This is a genomic window from Porphyromonas gingivicanis JCM 15907 (assembly GCF_000614585.1).
GTDB classification, from domain to species: Bacteria; Bacteroidota; Bacteroidia; order Bacteroidales; family Porphyromonadaceae; genus Porphyromonas; species Porphyromonas gingivicanis.
This window is the reverse complement of the sequence record NZ_BAKX01000006.1, coordinates 43,382-58,015: the sequence shown is the minus strand read 5'-3', so window position 1 is coordinate 58,015 and position 14,634 is coordinate 43,382. Positions and strand designations below refer to the sequence as shown.

The following is a 14,634-nucleotide window of genomic DNA, read 5'->3' as shown; positions in this document are numbered from 1 at the left end:
CGTGAGCTAGTTGTCAAATGCTAAAAGAACTTCAAAGGAAAAGCACAGTGTAAAGCGAAAGCGACCCCCTCTTTTGTCAATCTCTTATCGCTATACAACGCATTGCCAAGATGAATGAGAGAACACTTATATATATGTATGAAGAGTAAAACAATAATATGGGCTCTTATAATCATAGGGCTAACTACTTCCTTTATGGCTATGGCGCAAACAGAAAAACCTACACCCCTATTTGTAGAAGATGGTATAGAGGTGGTATTGAAAAAAGAGCCAATAGGGAAATATATTTGACTCATGTTGCTCTCTATGCCCCCACCAATCTGGAGTTTTTTTGGGGTTCCAGAATAGATAATGAGGAGTTTCTGTCAATGGGGGTTAAGTTTACTTTGTATTACCGTTATAAAAGGGTATATATATCGAAAAAGGCAGATGCTCAAGAAGGCAGTAAGAGTTATTCTGAACTATCGGCTGTAGCTCACTTTTGCGAAGATAGTATTGGTCAGGAGGTTTTTCAAGCGGAGTTTTTAGACAATTGGTTTTTATGGGAACTTGTCCCTAACTTCGAGGGGGGAATGCACTGGATACCAGTGCCAACAACTTTCGAAGCTGCCAAGCAACCTATCAACGATTGAGACCTCACGATAATGAAGAATTACTCCCTCTTAAGGTTTGGAGGTATGTGCAGAAACAGCAAAGTAAAACTATCCGGAAGAAAAAGAGAACATCTTAGATACTTCCAACAATACGTCGTTGTATTGTACCCATGAAAGGTTAATGGTAATGCTGAAAAGTATCTGTGCTAACCCTTGAAACCTACGTACCTTTTTCTCGAAACCATTAATCCTTTTGTTTTTTGTGCCGAAGGCTCTCTTGTGTAGAGCTACATATTTGCCCCTGTTACCTGCTTTTGTAGGCTCTTTACCCATTCTTCCTTTAAAGTTTTAGGACTCTCTTTAGAGAAGATTTTCCTGTTATAAGAGGTGTTCTTAGTGTACATTTTTGTATCTTCGGGTATATTTTTACGACACATCCGGTTATGCCTAAGTTGAGAAAAAGAGGAGAGAATCTCCTCTCTCTGGGGCTGTGTAGGATAGAATGATGGCATTTTGGCAAGCGTATGGTATTTAGTGTAGAGACTTTTATTTTAATATTTTCTGTTATTGTCTTCGTCGGTATTCTCATCGGTAAGGTGGGGGCTCGTTTCGGCATACCAGCTCTTTTGCTCTTCCTCTTTACGGGAATGCTTTTTGGAGTCGATGGTTTAGGACTGCGCTTTGAGGATGCTAAGATGACACAGAATATAGGTATGGTGGCGCTCTCTATTATCCTCTTTACGGGGGGAATGGACACGAAGATGAAAGAGATACGCCCTATCCTCCTGCCTGGTATCTGTCTTTCTACTTTGGGGGTACTGCTAACAACTCTTTTTACAGGACTCTTTATCTATGGTGTGACGAACTATTTCTCTCCTGGGATGGGGGTAGTTTTTAGTTTACCTCTCTCTCTCCTATTGGCTGCTACGATGTCGAGTACCGACTCTGCCTCGGTGTTTGCTATACTCCGTTCGCAGAGAGTACATCTCAAAGAGAACCTTAAGCCAATGTTGGAGTTGGAGAGTGGTAGTAATGACCCTATGGCATATATGCTCACCATCGTGCTTATTGAGTATATCAACAACTCTTCGCTCAACTTTGGACATTTCTTACTTCATTTCGCATTTCAGTTCATTGTCGGGGCGGCAGTAGGTATCTTCTTGGGTTACTGTGCCGTTTGGCTCATCAATCGCATTAATATATCCAATAGGATGCTCTATCCTATTCTCCTACTATCGCTCCTCTTTTTTACATTTTCTATAGCTAATATCTTGCAGGGTAATGGTTATCTTGCCGTTTATATAGCGGGGATTATAGCGGGCAATACTCGATTGCAACAGCGGAGTGCGGTCAATCACTTTTTCGATGGTATCACTTGGTTAGTGCAGATTATACTCTTTTTGATATTAGGCTTGCTGGTTAATCCGCATGAGATGCCCGAGGTGCTTTTGCTCTCTGTATTGGTGGCACTCTTTATGATGTTTCTGGGTCGTCCGTTGGCTTGTCATTTGTCGCTACTCCCTTTTCGCAAACTTTCCATGAAGGGCAAGGCTTTTCTCTCATGGGTGGGACTCAGAGGGGCAGCTCCTATCATCTTTGCGACCTATCCTGTTGTTAATGGCGTCTCAGAGGGTAATCATATATTTAGTATCGTCTTTATTATAACGTTGCTTTCTCTGCTTATCCAAGGTATGACCATCACTCCCGTGGCTCGCCTCTTCAAGCTCTCTACACCTGCTCCCCCAGAGGGAAACTTTATGGGGGTTGAGATGCCCGAAGAGATGGGTACTGTGATGGAGGAGAGAGAGGTCAATGCTCAGATGCTTGAGGGAGGAGATGAGCTGAAGAAACTTGCTCTGCATGAGGGAGAATTGGTCATCTTGGTGCGACGTAAGAACCGATTTATCGTACCCAAAGGTGCCTTAAAACTGCATATCGGAGATATTCTATTAGTCGTTTCTCAGCATGACCTTCCCGACGCTCCTCCTACCCGAGCTTCGCTTCTCATTGAGCGTATTCGTAAGAATCTTATACAGAACTCTGATTAGGAGTTCTTATGCGTGGAGGGGTAGAGCCTTTGTATTGGCTTAAGAAGTCGCTCTCTTTCATTATGTTGTAGTTGTCAAATACTTGTTGGTACAAAAAGTAGTTGTATCTTTGCTCTCTGTTCGGACCATGGTTGTCTGAATAGAGAGTTATTATTTTATTGTTTCACTTTTAAAAGAAAAACAGATGAGCAATCATCAATTTAGAGTGCCTAATCCAGATTTTGATTGGGATCAGTATGAAAAGGGTAGTACCCTATCTTCAGATGCTCGTGCAGAGCAAGAGCGTTTGTACGAAGAAACGCTTAGCAACATCAAAGAAAAAGAAGTGGTAATGGGCACCGTTAAAGAGATTGTATACAACGACAAGACACCTCGCGAAGTGCTTGTAGACGTTGGTTACAAATCTCTTGGTAGCATCCCCTATCCTGAGTTTCGTTACAACAAGGATCTCAAGGTGGGCGATCAAGTAGAGGTTTTCGTAATCTCTCCCGAAGGTCCTATGGGACAGCCCGTGCTTTCTCACTATTTGGCACGTGCAGAACGTTCTTGGGAGCGTGTAACAGAGGCGCTCGAAAAGGACGAAGTAATCCTTGGTTATATCAAGAGCCGCACCAAGGGAGGTATGATTGTCGATGTATTCGGTATCGAAGCCTTCTTGCCCGGTTCACAAATCGATGTTCGCCCCATCCGCGACTACGATAGCTTGGTAGATAAGACAATGGAGTTCAAGATTGTGAAAGTAAATCATGAGCAAAAGAACATTGTCGTATCGCACAAGATACTTATCGAGGCCGAGTTGGAGCAACAGAAACGTGATATTATCAGCAAACTTGAAAAGGGACAAGTACTCGAAGGGGTGGTTAAGAACCTCCTTAACTTTGGGGTATTTGTTGACCTCGGCGGTGTAGACGGACTTATCCACATTACCGACCTCTCTTGGGAACGTGTTTCTCACCCCAGTGAAGTGGTACAATTAGACCAAAAAATTAATGTGGTTATCCTTGACTTCGATGAAGAAAAGACCCGCATCGCTTTAGGTCTCAAGCAACTTACTCCTAATCCATGGGATGCTTTGGATCCTAACTTGGCTCCTGGCGACATCCTTAAGGGTCGTGTAGAGTTGATCACAGATTATGGTGCTTTCGTAGAGGTAGCTCCTGGTATCGAAGGGCTTATCCACGTATCAGAAATGTCTTGGACACAGCACCTCCGCAGCGCACAAGACTTCCTCAAGGTAGGTCAAGAAGTAGAAGCTGTTATCCTTACTTTGGATCGTGAAGAGCGTAAGATGAGCCTCGGTATGAAGCAACTTAAGCCCGATCCATGGCAAGATATTGAAACTCGCTTCCCTGTGGGTTCACGTCATACAGCTAAGGTGCGCAACTTTACTAACTTTGGGGTATTCGTAGAGGTAGAAGAGGGGGTAGATGGTCTCATTCACTTGAGCGATCTTTCTTGGACCAAGAAAATTAAACACCCAAGTGAAATTACGGAGATCGGTGCTCCTATTGAGGTAGAAGTACTCGAAATCGACAAGGATAACCGTCTCTCAGCCTCGGACACAAACAAACCGAAGAAAATCCTTGGGATGTGTTTGAAACTGTATTTACTACAGGTTCTATCCACGAAGGAACTATCATCGAATCTACCGATAAGGGTGCTATCATCGCTCTTCCTTATGGCGTAGAAGGATTTGCTACTCAAATGCACCTCGTTAAAGAAGATGGTTCTAAGGCACAAATTGATGAGAAGTTAGAGTTTAAGGTACTCGAGTTCAACAAGAACAAGCACCGTATTATCGTTTCTCATAGCCGTATTTTTGAAGATAAGCAACGTGATGCTGCTCGTGCAGAGAAGGAACAGAAGAAACAGTCTCGTGAAGCCTCTTCACAAGCTGCTGCTCAAGCTCCTGCAGAGAAGGCTACCCTTGGTGACTTGGGAGAGTTAGCTGCTCTTCGTGAACGCTTGGACGACAAGAACTAATCCAAAACTCTAAGAAAGGTTATTTCGTATAAACCTTCTAAAGATAAGCTCCGCTACTTTTATCAAGTGGCGGAGCTTTTTTTGTCGCTATTATTTTCCCCTTGTAAGACTATTAAGGAGCATTAAGAATATTCTCTTGACCAGATTTTTCAGGATGCTGTAATCTCAAGATATAGAGACCAGTGCCGAAAGGAGTGTACAGAACCACGTCGCAGAACCTGAATGTCAATAACAACGTAATATGTTGTTCTATGTATGTAATAATCTCTCTTGTATGATAGCCACCCTGACTATTCTTTTTTCTTACGAGGAGATACACTACAACCTTTGCACCCACAGCAGGGAGAGGAGGGAGCATCCCCCTTTTTACGAGGGCGTACTATACGCCAGAGCCCTAACAAAGAGGCTATTATCGCAATGGCTACAATGGCGTACACTATGATGTTTTGTAGTAGAGTATTCATATTTTATCCGAAAAGAAACTTGTCTAATTCATTATCCGAAGCCCAGTAGAGAGCCCCCCTGATAGGTGATAAACGAAACAACCCAAGCTAGAACACATGTGTACACCATGAGGAAAAGTCCCCATTTAGGACTTCCTGCTTCTCTTCCCACTGCAATAACAGTAGCAATACAAGGAAAATAGAGTAGAACAAAAAGCATGAAACTTAAAGCGACAAGAGGCGTAAAGGTAGGATTTCCCTTTTCGTTTTTATCCATTTTGATGCGTTCGGAGAGCCTTGAAGAGGCTTCTTCAGAATCATCTCCATCTCCAGTGTAGATAACTCCCAGTGTGCTAACTACCACTTCTTTTGCAGGAAGTCCAGAGACAAGGGCAATACTCATCTTCCAGTCAAACCCTAAGGGAGAGAGAAGAGGTTCGATGCCTTTACCCATTTTGCCTAAGTAAGAGTTTTCTTGCTGTTCGATGCGTCCCTGAGTTTCTATCTCTTCGATTTGTTCTGCCAATTCTTCTTCTGAGCCTTGCCACTTGGCAGTAAGCGATTCTACCTTTTGTTCGGTGTGTTTTAATACTTCAGCACGAGGGAAATAGCCCAAGAACCAAATAATGATAGAGGCTGCGAGAATGATGGTTCCCATCTTTTGAAGATACTCTTTGGCTTTTTCCCACATGTGTATCAGTACGGATTTGGCGGTAGGCACTCGATAGGGGGGAGTTCCATCACGAAAGGAATGTCTTCTGTGGTAAATAGTGCTTTGCGGAATAGACGAGCCAAAAGAACGGCAAGGAGGATGCCTACCAAATAGACTGCAAAGAGTACTACGCCCGCATAGACCCCGAAAAAGGCTCCAGCGATAAGCACATAGACCGGTAGTCTGGCACTACAACTCATTAACGGTGTTACAAGTATCGTGATGAGTCTACTCTGTCGGCTTTCGATAGTACGAGTGGCCATAATGGCGGGCACATTGCAACCAAACCCCATAATAAGAGGAATGAACGATTTGCCATGTAGGCCCATACGGTGCATTAATTTGTCCATCATAAAGGCGGCGCGTGCCATATAACCCGTGTCTTCCATAATGGAGATAAAGAGGTAGAGGATAAGAATTTGGGGCAGGAAGACAATAACTCCTCCGACACCTTGTATTATTCCGTCGGTGATAAGGTCTTTAAGAGGCCCTTCGCTCAAAATGTTGCCAACGCCTCCAGCTATCCAGTCTACTAAAAGTTCAATCCATTCTTGAGGATAGGCACCCAACATAAAGGTACACTCGAACATCACTAAAAGGAAAAGAAGGAATATCGGAAAACCCCACTTTGGATTGATGAGTACATGGTCTAATTTGTCGGTTTGAGTACGCAGGGTACGCCGTTCGGGTCGATAGGTTTCTCGCAGTGCACCCGCAATGAATCCATAACGTTGGTCGGTGATGAGTGTTTCGGTATCGGTGTTGCCTAACTGTTTATTGAGAGAGGATCGAGCCTCTTCTGCCTCTTTGATAATCTTTGACCCGTGAGGTAGAGGGTGTAGGTATTCTATCGTGGCAGCATCTTCTTCAAGCAACTTGATCGCGATGTAGCGGTTGGGTAATTGGTTGGGAAGTTGTAGGTGATTAGCAATCTGCTCGGTTAGATTTTCGATAGCAGGCTCCAGCGTATTACCATAGGGGATGCGTATATCTCTTTCGAATTTGATTTTGCCTTCAGCAACAGCTATTACGGCATCAAAAAGTTCCTCTATCCCCCTTGCTACTCTCCCTACTGTTGGAATCATAGGAATATCTAAAAGTTGAGAAAGGAGAGGAATATCGAGTTTCGATTGACTCTTTTCGAACTCATCGAACATATTGAGAGCTGCTACCAAAGGGAGCTTCATCTCCTTGATTTGTAGCGTGAGGTATAGGTTGCGCTCTAAGTTACAAATGTCAATAACATCAATAACTACATCGGGGCGTGTGCTTGGGTCGGTTAGATAGTTGCGGATAAAAAGTTCCTCGGGGCTATAGGGCGATAGCGAATAGCTCCCAGGCAAATCGACAATGTCTATGCGATACCCTTTATGTTTGAAGTAGGCTTCTTTGGCATCTACTGTTACACCGCTGTAATTGCCAACGTGTTCGTGGGCTCCACTTGCCAAGTTGAAAAGAGAAGTCTTACCACAGTTAGGATTGCCCACTAAGGCAACTTTTATACGTTTAGGCGAAGTTGTTTTGTCTCTATTTTCAATAGAAAAATTGGGAGTAATAATCTCTTTTTGTAGAGATAAAGGAGAAGAAGCGTTATTCTGCTTCTTTTGAGATATTAGATGTTCTTCTTTCTCCGAAGAGTAGAGACTGACTTCGATGAGAGCGGCATCTTTCCGTCTCAGAGAGACGTTATAGTCCATTATACGATAGTAGACGGGGTCTTTGAAAGGAGCATTCTGTACAACAGTAACGACCTTCCCTTGGATAAACCCCATTTCTAAGATTCTCTTACGAAAGGCGCCCCTCCCTCCTATCTTTTTAATGATGGCTTTTTGGCCTGTAGTTACATCAGATAATTTCATAAATACAAAGGTACCGTTCTATTATTGATGATAGTAAAAAAATGTATCATTACTTGTAGGTACTAAAACCTCCTTTTTGAAAAGTTTAGGAGAACTCTCTGTCGATTGACTTTATATACCTATAAAGGAGGATTGAGTAGATGTGAAAAGCATAGATGGGCGGCCTTTAGAAATAAAAAAAAGGCTTGTCTCCCGACAAACCCTTTCCATTAACCTTAAAATCTAATACCATGAAAAACACCTTGCAAAGATATATTTTTATTCCTAAATAAACAAGAGAGCGCGTGCTCTATATTCCTTTTTTGTCGAAGTGTTTGCTAAAATCTATTGCTACATCGTTGCTTTTACACGCTTTGTTCATTTTCTCTTTCCTTGTTCCTCTTTTTAATTTGTTTAATGGATACTTGAAAAGAGTTTTTTTGAGAATATCTTTCTTTCCAGCCATTTGTCCTGAAAGGGAGAAGAGAGCGATAGGTTGAGCCACTCAAAAGGATGAACGGGCTTTTTTTTAGGATGTTTTTCCTATTTTGAATAGTAGAAAGAGAGGGGAGAATATTCTTTTGGACTATTTCATTAATAGGGATTTCAATGCGAAAAAATGAGAAGATAAAAGAGACGATAATTGCTTTTGTGCTTTTTATAGATACCTCTATCCGAAATGGGGAGTGTCTCTTAAAAGAACGTTTTTGAACTACTTAATCGGGTTACATATTTTTTTTGAAGGAATGGAGGACGGATGAGAATTCAGATGATAATCGCTTGATTTTATAGATAGTAGGTGTTGTATAGATTTGAGAGATGGTTGTAAATGCTGAAAAATATGATAAGATCTTTTCTATAGCAAATACTCAAGTTGTGGGGGAGCTTTTCTCGTTTAAATCTCTCTATATATATTGTTGGGAGAAAAGGTTTTCTTTTCTTTCTTGAGATGCTTTGTTATCCTTAGTGAGAGAGACTTCCAGTTTCTGACGATAAAGACTATAGGCTATGGGGTGAAACTTTGTTTTTTATCAGCAAGTTCTTTTTCTTCTGTACGTAATGCTTTGCTTTTTGGGTATTCTCTTATTAGGGTAATAAGGAAAAGGTATAATCCTTTGGGTTAAAACCTTCTGTGCTAACTTCCCAAAGCTATAATCCTTTCGAGTAAAACCATTATAGCTTTGGGGGATTTGTTGTGATGTTTTTAGAAAAGCTGTAGAAATCGTAGACTGTTTTAGTTGCTCGTTTTTAGGTTTTTCTATTTTTGTTGGTGCTTCCACTGTACAAAAAAGTAGGAAGAGAGGTTTCTTTGTTAGTTCAATTGTAAAAGAGTGTATCTGCTTTGCTAATTAGACCTGTTGTTGTACAACTTTCAAAGTCTTACTGTGATATTTTTGTGAGACTTTAGGGGTGCTATAGTTACAAGATTGTTAGAGTAGGGAGGGGATGAGTATCTGAAAGCCTTGATGGTAATGGTCAAGTGGTGCTTTTTTGATCAATGTAACGCTTTATAATGGCGGAGAAATATAAGAAAAAGCTCCTCTGCCGAAGGGGAGAAGAGCTCTCTAATAATTCTAATTAAAGGACAATTCCTTATCCTTGAACGATTGCTTCTGAAGGACAAGCTCCTGCACAAGAACCACAGTCAATGCAAGCTGCAGCATCAATCTTGTAGATATCGCCTTCTGAAATTGCTCCAACTGGACATTCATCAATACATGATCCACAGGCTACACAGCCATCTGTAATTACGTAAGCCATTTTCTCTCTTGTTTTAGTTTGTGTTCGATTGTTATTTCTTGATTACGTTGCAAAGATATGTTATTCTTTTGATACTACCAATAAGTAGGTATGTATTTATCCCTTTTTTTATTTGAATAGTCTTTCTTTCTCGCATTTATACCTCCTTTTAGCAGGTAATGGGTAATACAATATATGGGTATCTATAGTGTTTACAGAAAATTTTGCAGCTCTGTATGGAAGAGGGTTTTATCTCTCTCGTTGTTATACATTCTCTGCATATAAAGGGGGAAAACTACTCTCTTTAGGTACTGAATGTCGTAAAATACTCTTTTTATGGGGAGAACTCTTGGAGTAGTGCTTTAGTTATAGGAAATAATTTGTACCTTTGCGAGGATATTTGTTTTCTGACTTTGTGTCAGGAGGATATTAATTTTTTGTATGGCAGTTCAAAAAGATCGCTTTTTTCTTGCGTTGAATACAATCCCAGAAGGGGAGTTCTCTGAACAATTCGTGTTGGACAGCGAGTTCTTGGCACAGGAAAATCCTTTTGAACTCTTGGGAGGGGAGTTAACTGTTTTTGTCGAAGGTGTTCGTACAGAAGATAAGTTTCAGATGACTTTCATCGTAGAAGGAATGGTAGATACCATCTGTGATAGGTGTAATACTCCTTTTTCTCTGGAGGTAGGCAATGAGTTTCCTCTTTCGGTAGAGTTGATTAATGCGGAAGGGCAACAAGATGGCGATGAAGAGATTTTGATCTCTCGCAATGAACCCATCCTCAATTTGGATGACTTGTTGTTTGAGTTTGCCGTATTGAGCTTGCCGATGCGTAAGGTACACGAAGAGGGAGGATGTCTTGAAGAGGTAGAAGATTTTTATCGCTCTCAAAATCAGGAGAAAGAAGATCCTCGATGGAGTGTGCTAAAGCAACTTAATACGGAAAATCAAGAGTAGAAGAAATATTTGGAGAGAAATAAATAGATTATAAATATAGATAGAAAGGCTTAGTTTATATGGCACATCCTAAACGTAGACAATCAAAATCAAGAACGCTTAAGCGCAGAACTCATGATAAGGCAGCTATGCCAACTTTGACAAAATGCCCACAATGCGGAGAATGGCATATTTACCATACTGTGTGTGGTGCTTGTGGTTATTATCGTGGTAAGCTCGCTATTGAGAAAGAAGCGTAAGTTTTGAACGGTTCTTTGTTTTGAAAGAACTTGAGAGATGGATGGTAGAGATATTATTTCTCTACCATTTTTTATTGTGAGTTTTCTCTAATTCCTTTTTGAAACTATTGTGTGAACTCTAAGAACTTGTCGTCTTAGACTTTACAAGACTTTATAGAAAGTTCTAATCACAAGAGCTGGAACTTTAAGAGGTGTACGAGAAGTATCCAGTCTGAATTTTGATAATAATGCGATGAGTGTGGTAACATAAATAGTTTGAACCTGTAGTCTTTTTGTGAGGCTATAGTATTTTTCATGGGTGTCCGATACAACTTTTCCAATCCTTATTCTCTTTGTTTTATAAATCACTGCTTTAAGCAGCGAGAGTTTACTCGTTTTCTAAGGGTATTTCGTCTTTTCTTCTACTTTTTAGCTTTCTCTTTACTCGACGACTAACGACTTACTTTATGAATGAAGAAGAGAGCCTAACTTAAGCATAAAAAGGTAGCCTTAATTTTCTATTTAGTGAGTTTGAGAGAGTGTTTGGTTAATCTCAAAAAACTTTTACTGAATCTTCTCATAAGATTTTTATCGATTGCTTGTTGAGAGTGTATGTAGAGTTTTTTTTCTACGGGGCTTACACACTTTTTCGGACACTACTGTTTGTGGACCAATAATAAGAAAAAGCAGAGGAGAGATTTATTAAATCTCTCCTCTGCTTATATCTTAAACGTTTTTCGACTCTTTTTGTGCCGAAAGGGAAGTAAATCTTATTTGAAGAAGTCTTTAACAGCTTCGTTGAGGACCATCTCTTCTTGAAAACAGTAAGCTCCAGTTTTAGGAGACTTAACCATCTTTATCACCTTGGAGTAGGCGCGACCATCTTTACTGCCACTTCTAAACGTTGCAACGGATTTCTTTGCCATTTCGTAGTTCTCCTTATATTATTACTTAATTTCTCTATGAAGGGTGTAGCGCTTAAGTACAGCATTATACTTCTTAAGCTCAAGACGTTGTGTTGTATTCTTGCGGTTCTTAGTTGTTATGTAGCGTGATGTACCTGGCATTCCACTTTCCTTATGTTCTGTACATTCGAGGATTACCTGTACACGGTTACCTTTTACTTTCTTTGCCATAGCTCTACTATTGTTTCTTTAAGCTTGATTATACACCCAAGTATCCTTTTTCTGCTGCACGTTTCAAAGCAGCATCCAATCCAATTTTGTTAATGAGGCGGAGCCCATCTGCAGATACTTTGAGACGAATCCAGCATTCCTGCTCTACCCAATAGAATTTCTTTTCGAATAAATTGACATTGAAAGTGCGTTTTGTACGATGGTTGGAGTGTGAAACGTGGTTCCCTATCATCGCCCGCTTTCCTGTTATTTGACAAGCCTTAGACATCTCGTTATATTCGTTTTTTATTTGTAATACAATAATTATAGAGAAACTCCTATTTTATCGTAGATATAGAGCGTAGCATCATCTGCCCGATATGCTTTGATAAGGATAGATACCTCTAATCGTCCTGCAAAGTAACATCTTTTTTTTGATATCCACAAATTCACAACCCTTTTTCCTCTTGATATTTGGATATTTAGCCCTTGTATTTATACCTTATTCTCTCTTCCTTCCTTAATAAAAAAGAGGAGAAGGATCCTAAACCCTCTCCCCTTTTACTTTGACTTACCTTATCTTGTGAGTAAGTCTTATTGACCAAATTCTAATTTATTACTTTTTAGTCTTACTATTTTTTTTAGGGCAAACACAGCCTGTCTTTCCAGTTTTAGGACAAGTTGCTTTAGCATTAGCAGCGCATGCTTTTCCAGCTTTAGGGCAAACACAGCCTGTCTTTCCAGTTTTAGGGCAAGTTGCTTTAGCATCAGCGGCGCACGCTTTTCCCGCTTTAGGGCAAACATTACCTACCTTACCTGTTTTAGGACAAGTTGCTTTAGCACAACTGTTCTGACCCTTAATGAGTTTGAGTTCTTGAATCAAACGAGGATTTTTAGCCCATTTTTCAATCATGAAGAGGACATAGCGAATATCTACGCTGATAGTGCGTTGCAATTCAGGTTCGAACTCGATATCTCCACTCATTGCTTCCCAGTTACCATCGAAAGCAAGACCTATCAAGTTACCTCTTCCATCGAATACAGGACTACCGGAGTTACCACCTGTAATATCGTTGTCGGAAAGGAAGCATAGACGAAGCTCGCCATTTACACCATAGTCTCCAAAGTCTTTAGAGCGGAGGAGTGAAAGTATCTCTGGCTGAACATAGAATTCAGAACTTGTTGGGTCTTGTTTTTCGAATACACCACGCTCGGTAGTATAGTAATTGTACCATGCTCCGTCTTTAGGAGCATATCCCTTAACAGAGCCGTAGCTCATACGCATAGTGAAGTTGGCATCCGAAGGCATTTGACGCTTAGGATCCATAGTACGTGTAGCAGCAAAGTACTCACGCTTACCTTTTTCAATGGTTAGGAAGTCGTTTTGAGCTTTTTCTTGCAAGGCCTGTGCTGTGGGAAGAATGGTCTTTGCCAACAAGATGGCAGGATCGTTGTCAAGAATCTTATTACGCTTTTTAGCAGTCATATTCAAAAGCTCTTCCATACGGTCTGCGTAAGGCACAACGCTCTTCTTGAATACATACTCTGCATAAAGTTTGCTGTCTCCCTTGAATTTCTTGTCGATAGTCTTGTATATTTCGGGCAATTCAGATGCAGGGAGGTTCTTGCGTACCACATCGAGCATAGCAGGGAGTACCTTAGCATCAAGTGATGGGAGGTAATCTTTGTAGAGTTCCTTAAGGGCGCCCTTAGCTTGAGAAGCATGTCCTTCTGGAAGTTGCTTTAAGGACTCGGCTTGGAGAGCCATACGAACAATTTCAGTTCCTCCAAAGAGAGCCTCGTAGAGGTAATTGAGTTTTTTATTTGTTTCACCACTGCGTGCGTAAGCCTCTTTCATAGCGGGCAAAATCTGTCCATATGTAGATTGTGCAGAGGTTTTTTGTACCCATGCTTCGAAAGCAGTTTCTTCAGCTTGTTTACGAGCTACCACATCGAGATTTTTCAAACCTCTGTTCATCCCGATAGAGTTTTTCCAGTAATTCGCACTTTGGGCATATTTACTGGCATACATAATGCGAGTAGCTTGGTCTGCTTCCATAGCTTCTTTCCAGATAGCTTGTTTGATGCCACGTACTTCGATGCGAGGTTTGTTTTCGTTGTTGATAACATCTTCTACTCCCCAAGAAGTAAGGTAGCGAGAAGTCGATCCTGGGAATCCGATAGTCATTGCATAGCTGCCTTCGCGATAACCATCGAGCGAAACGGGCGCAAAAGATATGGGTTTGTAAGGTTTATTGGAAGCACTATAATGAGCAGGTTCATTGTTAGCTCCAGCATAAACACGAAATACAGAGAAGTCTCCAGTGTGGCGAGTCCACATCCAGTTGTCTGTGTCTCCACCGAATTTACCTACTGAGCTTGGAGGAGCCATAACCATACGCACATCGCGGAATACATTGTACACAACGGCATAGTACTTATTGCCTGCATAGTAAGAGATTACCTTACCTTCAACAAAATCGCCTTTGGTGTACTCTGCTGCGATTTTCTTACTAATCTCTTTAATAGTTTGGATGCGTTGCATCTCGTCTGTAATACCCTTTACAGCAGCTTCGATGCGAGGTGTTACATCTACAATCTCTTTGAGATAACGAATTTCAAGGTCAGGAATAGGAAGTTCGTCTTGCAATGTTTTTGCACTAAACCCATCTCGAAGGTAGTCATGATCTACACTACTTTGGCTTTGGATAGCATCGTAACCGCAGTGATGGTTGGTGAAGATAAGGGATTGATCTGATACAGTAATCCCTGTACAGCCACGACCAAAGATAACTACAGCACTTGCCACTGAGGGCTTGCCAGGACTGTACAACTCATCCATAGTTAGGGTAAATCCTAACTCTTGCATGCGCTCCATGTTTTGCTCATTGAGCTCATTAAGTAACCACATCCCCTTGTCGGCCAAAGCAGTAGAGCTTAGACCCAAGAAAAGGGTTACAGATAGAAGAATGCTTTTCAACTTCATA

At 41.1% G+C, this 14,634-nt stretch carries 11 protein-coding genes and 3 pseudogenes; 5 read left to right on the top strand and 9 right to left on the bottom strand.

The window, feature by feature from the left end:
• The first annotated feature begins 158 nt into the window (after positions 1 to 158).
• Positions 159 to 632 carry a hypothetical protein gene (locus tag JCM15907_RS07085; protein WP_148297484.1) on the top strand — a complete coding sequence of 158 codons (474 nt, stop codon included), beginning with the start codon at positions 159 to 161 and terminating at the stop codon, positions 630 to 632.
• Between the two features lie 69 nt (positions 633 to 701).
• Here the strand turns inward: JCM15907_RS07085 and JCM15907_RS07080 are convergent, their stop codons facing one another.
• A complete protein-coding gene (locus JCM15907_RS07080) occupies positions 702 to 926 on the bottom strand; it encodes a hypothetical protein (RefSeq protein WP_025843270.1) in 225 nt (74 codons plus the stop codon).
• Positions 927 to 1,117: 191 nt separating this feature from the next.
• Here JCM15907_RS07080 and JCM15907_RS07075 point away from each other — a divergent pair, with 191 nt between their 5' ends.
• Both JCM15907_RS07075 and rpsA read left to right on the top strand, forming a co-directional pair.
• On the top strand, positions 1,118 to 2,641 hold the full coding sequence (locus JCM15907_RS07075) for a potassium/proton antiporter (RefSeq protein ID WP_025843269.1): 1,524 nt from the start codon (positions 1,118 to 1,120) through the stop codon (positions 2,639 to 2,641).
• 184 nt (positions 2,642 to 2,825) lie between these two features.
• Positions 2,826 to 4,624 (top strand): annotated as a pseudogene (gene rpsA / locus JCM15907_RS11255) (30S ribosomal protein S1).
• Positions 4,625 to 4,914: 290 nt separating this feature from the next.
• On the opposite strand, the gene JCM15907_RS12650 reads toward rpsA, so the two are convergent.
• The 3 genes and pseudogenes from JCM15907_RS12650 to fdxA all read right to left on the bottom strand — a co-directional run bounded on the left by JCM15907_RS12650 (position 4,915) and on the right by fdxA (position 9,378).
• Entirely contained in the window at positions 4,915 to 5,088 is a 174-nt protein-coding gene (locus JCM15907_RS12650) for a FeoB-associated Cys-rich membrane protein (RefSeq protein ID WP_081773826.1), read from the bottom strand.
• A gap of 31 nt (positions 5,089 to 5,119) precedes the next feature.
• Positions 5,120 to 7,638: pseudogene (gene feoB / locus JCM15907_RS11250) on the bottom strand (ferrous iron transport protein B).
• Positions 7,639 to 9,210: 1,572 nt separating this feature from the next.
• Positions 9,211 to 9,378: a 4Fe-4S ferredoxin gene (fdxA, locus tag JCM15907_RS12645; protein ID WP_081773825.1), complete on the bottom strand. Its 168-nt coding sequence runs from the start codon at positions 9,376 to 9,378 to the stop codon at positions 9,211 to 9,213.
• 420 nt (positions 9,379 to 9,798) lie between these two features.
• Here fdxA and JCM15907_RS07025 point away from each other — a divergent pair, with 420 nt between their 5' ends.
• Both JCM15907_RS07025 and rpmF read left to right on the top strand, forming a co-directional pair.
• On the top strand, positions 9,799 to 10,314 hold the full coding sequence (locus tag JCM15907_RS07025; RefSeq protein WP_025843266.1) for a YceD family protein: 516 nt from the start codon (positions 9,799 to 9,801) through the stop codon (positions 10,312 to 10,314).
• Between the two features lie 59 nt (positions 10,315 to 10,373).
• Complete coding sequence (rpmF, locus tag JCM15907_RS12640; RefSeq protein ID WP_081773824.1) at positions 10,374 to 10,553, top strand: 50S ribosomal protein L32; 180 nt, start codon at positions 10,374 to 10,376, stop codon at positions 10,551 to 10,553.
• A 749-nt stretch (positions 10,554 to 11,302) separates the two neighbouring features.
• Here the strand turns inward: rpmF and JCM15907_RS12635 are convergent.
• From JCM15907_RS12635 to dpp7, 5 genes and pseudogenes are all read right to left on the bottom strand, one after another.
• A complete protein-coding gene (locus tag JCM15907_RS12635; protein WP_078736578.1) occupies positions 11,303 to 11,458 on the bottom strand; it encodes a DUF4295 domain-containing protein in 156 nt (51 codons plus the stop codon).
• A gap of 21 nt (positions 11,459 to 11,479) precedes the next feature.
• Positions 11,480 to 11,668: a 50S ribosomal protein L33 gene (gene rpmG / locus JCM15907_RS07015; RefSeq protein WP_025843265.1), complete on the bottom strand. Its 189-nt coding sequence runs from the start codon at positions 11,666 to 11,668 to the stop codon at positions 11,480 to 11,482.
• A 28-nt stretch (positions 11,669 to 11,696) separates the two neighbouring features.
• Positions 11,697 to 11,936 carry a 50S ribosomal protein L28 gene (gene rpmB, locus JCM15907_RS07010; RefSeq protein ID WP_025843264.1) on the bottom strand — a complete coding sequence of 80 codons (240 nt, stop codon included), beginning with the start codon at positions 11,934 to 11,936 and terminating at the stop codon, positions 11,697 to 11,699.
• 35 nt (positions 11,937 to 11,971) lie between these two features.
• Complete coding sequence (locus JCM15907_RS13700; protein ID WP_277907067.1) at positions 11,972 to 12,100, bottom strand: hypothetical protein; 129 nt, start codon at positions 12,098 to 12,100, stop codon at positions 11,972 to 11,974.
• A 406-nt stretch (positions 12,101 to 12,506) separates the two neighbouring features.
• Positions 12,507 to 14,633, bottom strand: a pseudogene (gene dpp7, locus JCM15907_RS07005) (dipeptidyl-peptidase Dpp7); the annotation flags it as partial.
• Position 14,634: the final 1 nt, after the last annotated feature.

Coding starts and splice junctions, on each gene's coding strand:
- JCM15907_RS07025 (WP_025843266.1), top strand. CDS start 9,799: ATGGCAGTTCAAAAAGATCGCTTTTTTCTTGCGTTGAATACAATCCCA.
- rpmF (WP_081773824.1), top strand. CDS start 10,374: ATGGCACATCCTAAACGTAGACAATCAAAATCAAGAACGCTTAAGCGC.
- fdxA (WP_081773825.1), bottom strand. CDS start 9,378: ATGGCTTACGTAATTACAGATGGCTGTGTAGCCTGTGGATCATGTATT.
- JCM15907_RS07080 (WP_025843270.1), bottom strand. CDS start 926: ATGGGTAAAGAGCCTACAAAAGCAGGTAACAGGGGCAAATATGTAGCT.
- JCM15907_RS12635 (WP_078736578.1), bottom strand. CDS start 11,458: ATGGCAAAGAAATCCGTTGCAACGTTTAGAAGTGGCAGTAAAGATGGT.
- JCM15907_RS07085 (WP_148297484.1), top strand. CDS start 159: ATGGGCTCTTATAATCATAGGGCTAACTACTTCCTTTATGGCTATGGC.
- rpmB (WP_025843264.1), bottom strand. CDS start 11,936: ATGTCTAAGGCTTGTCAAATAACAGGAAAGCGGGCGATGATAGGGAAC.
- JCM15907_RS07075 (WP_025843269.1), top strand. CDS start 1,118: ATGGTATTTAGTGTAGAGACTTTTATTTTAATATTTTCTGTTATTGTC.
- JCM15907_RS12650 (WP_081773826.1), bottom strand. CDS start 5,088: ATGAATACTCTACTACAAAACATCATAGTGTACGCCATTGTAGCCATT.
- rpmG (WP_025843265.1), bottom strand. CDS start 11,668: ATGGCAAAGAAAGTAAAAGGTAACCGTGTACAGGTAATCCTCGAATGT.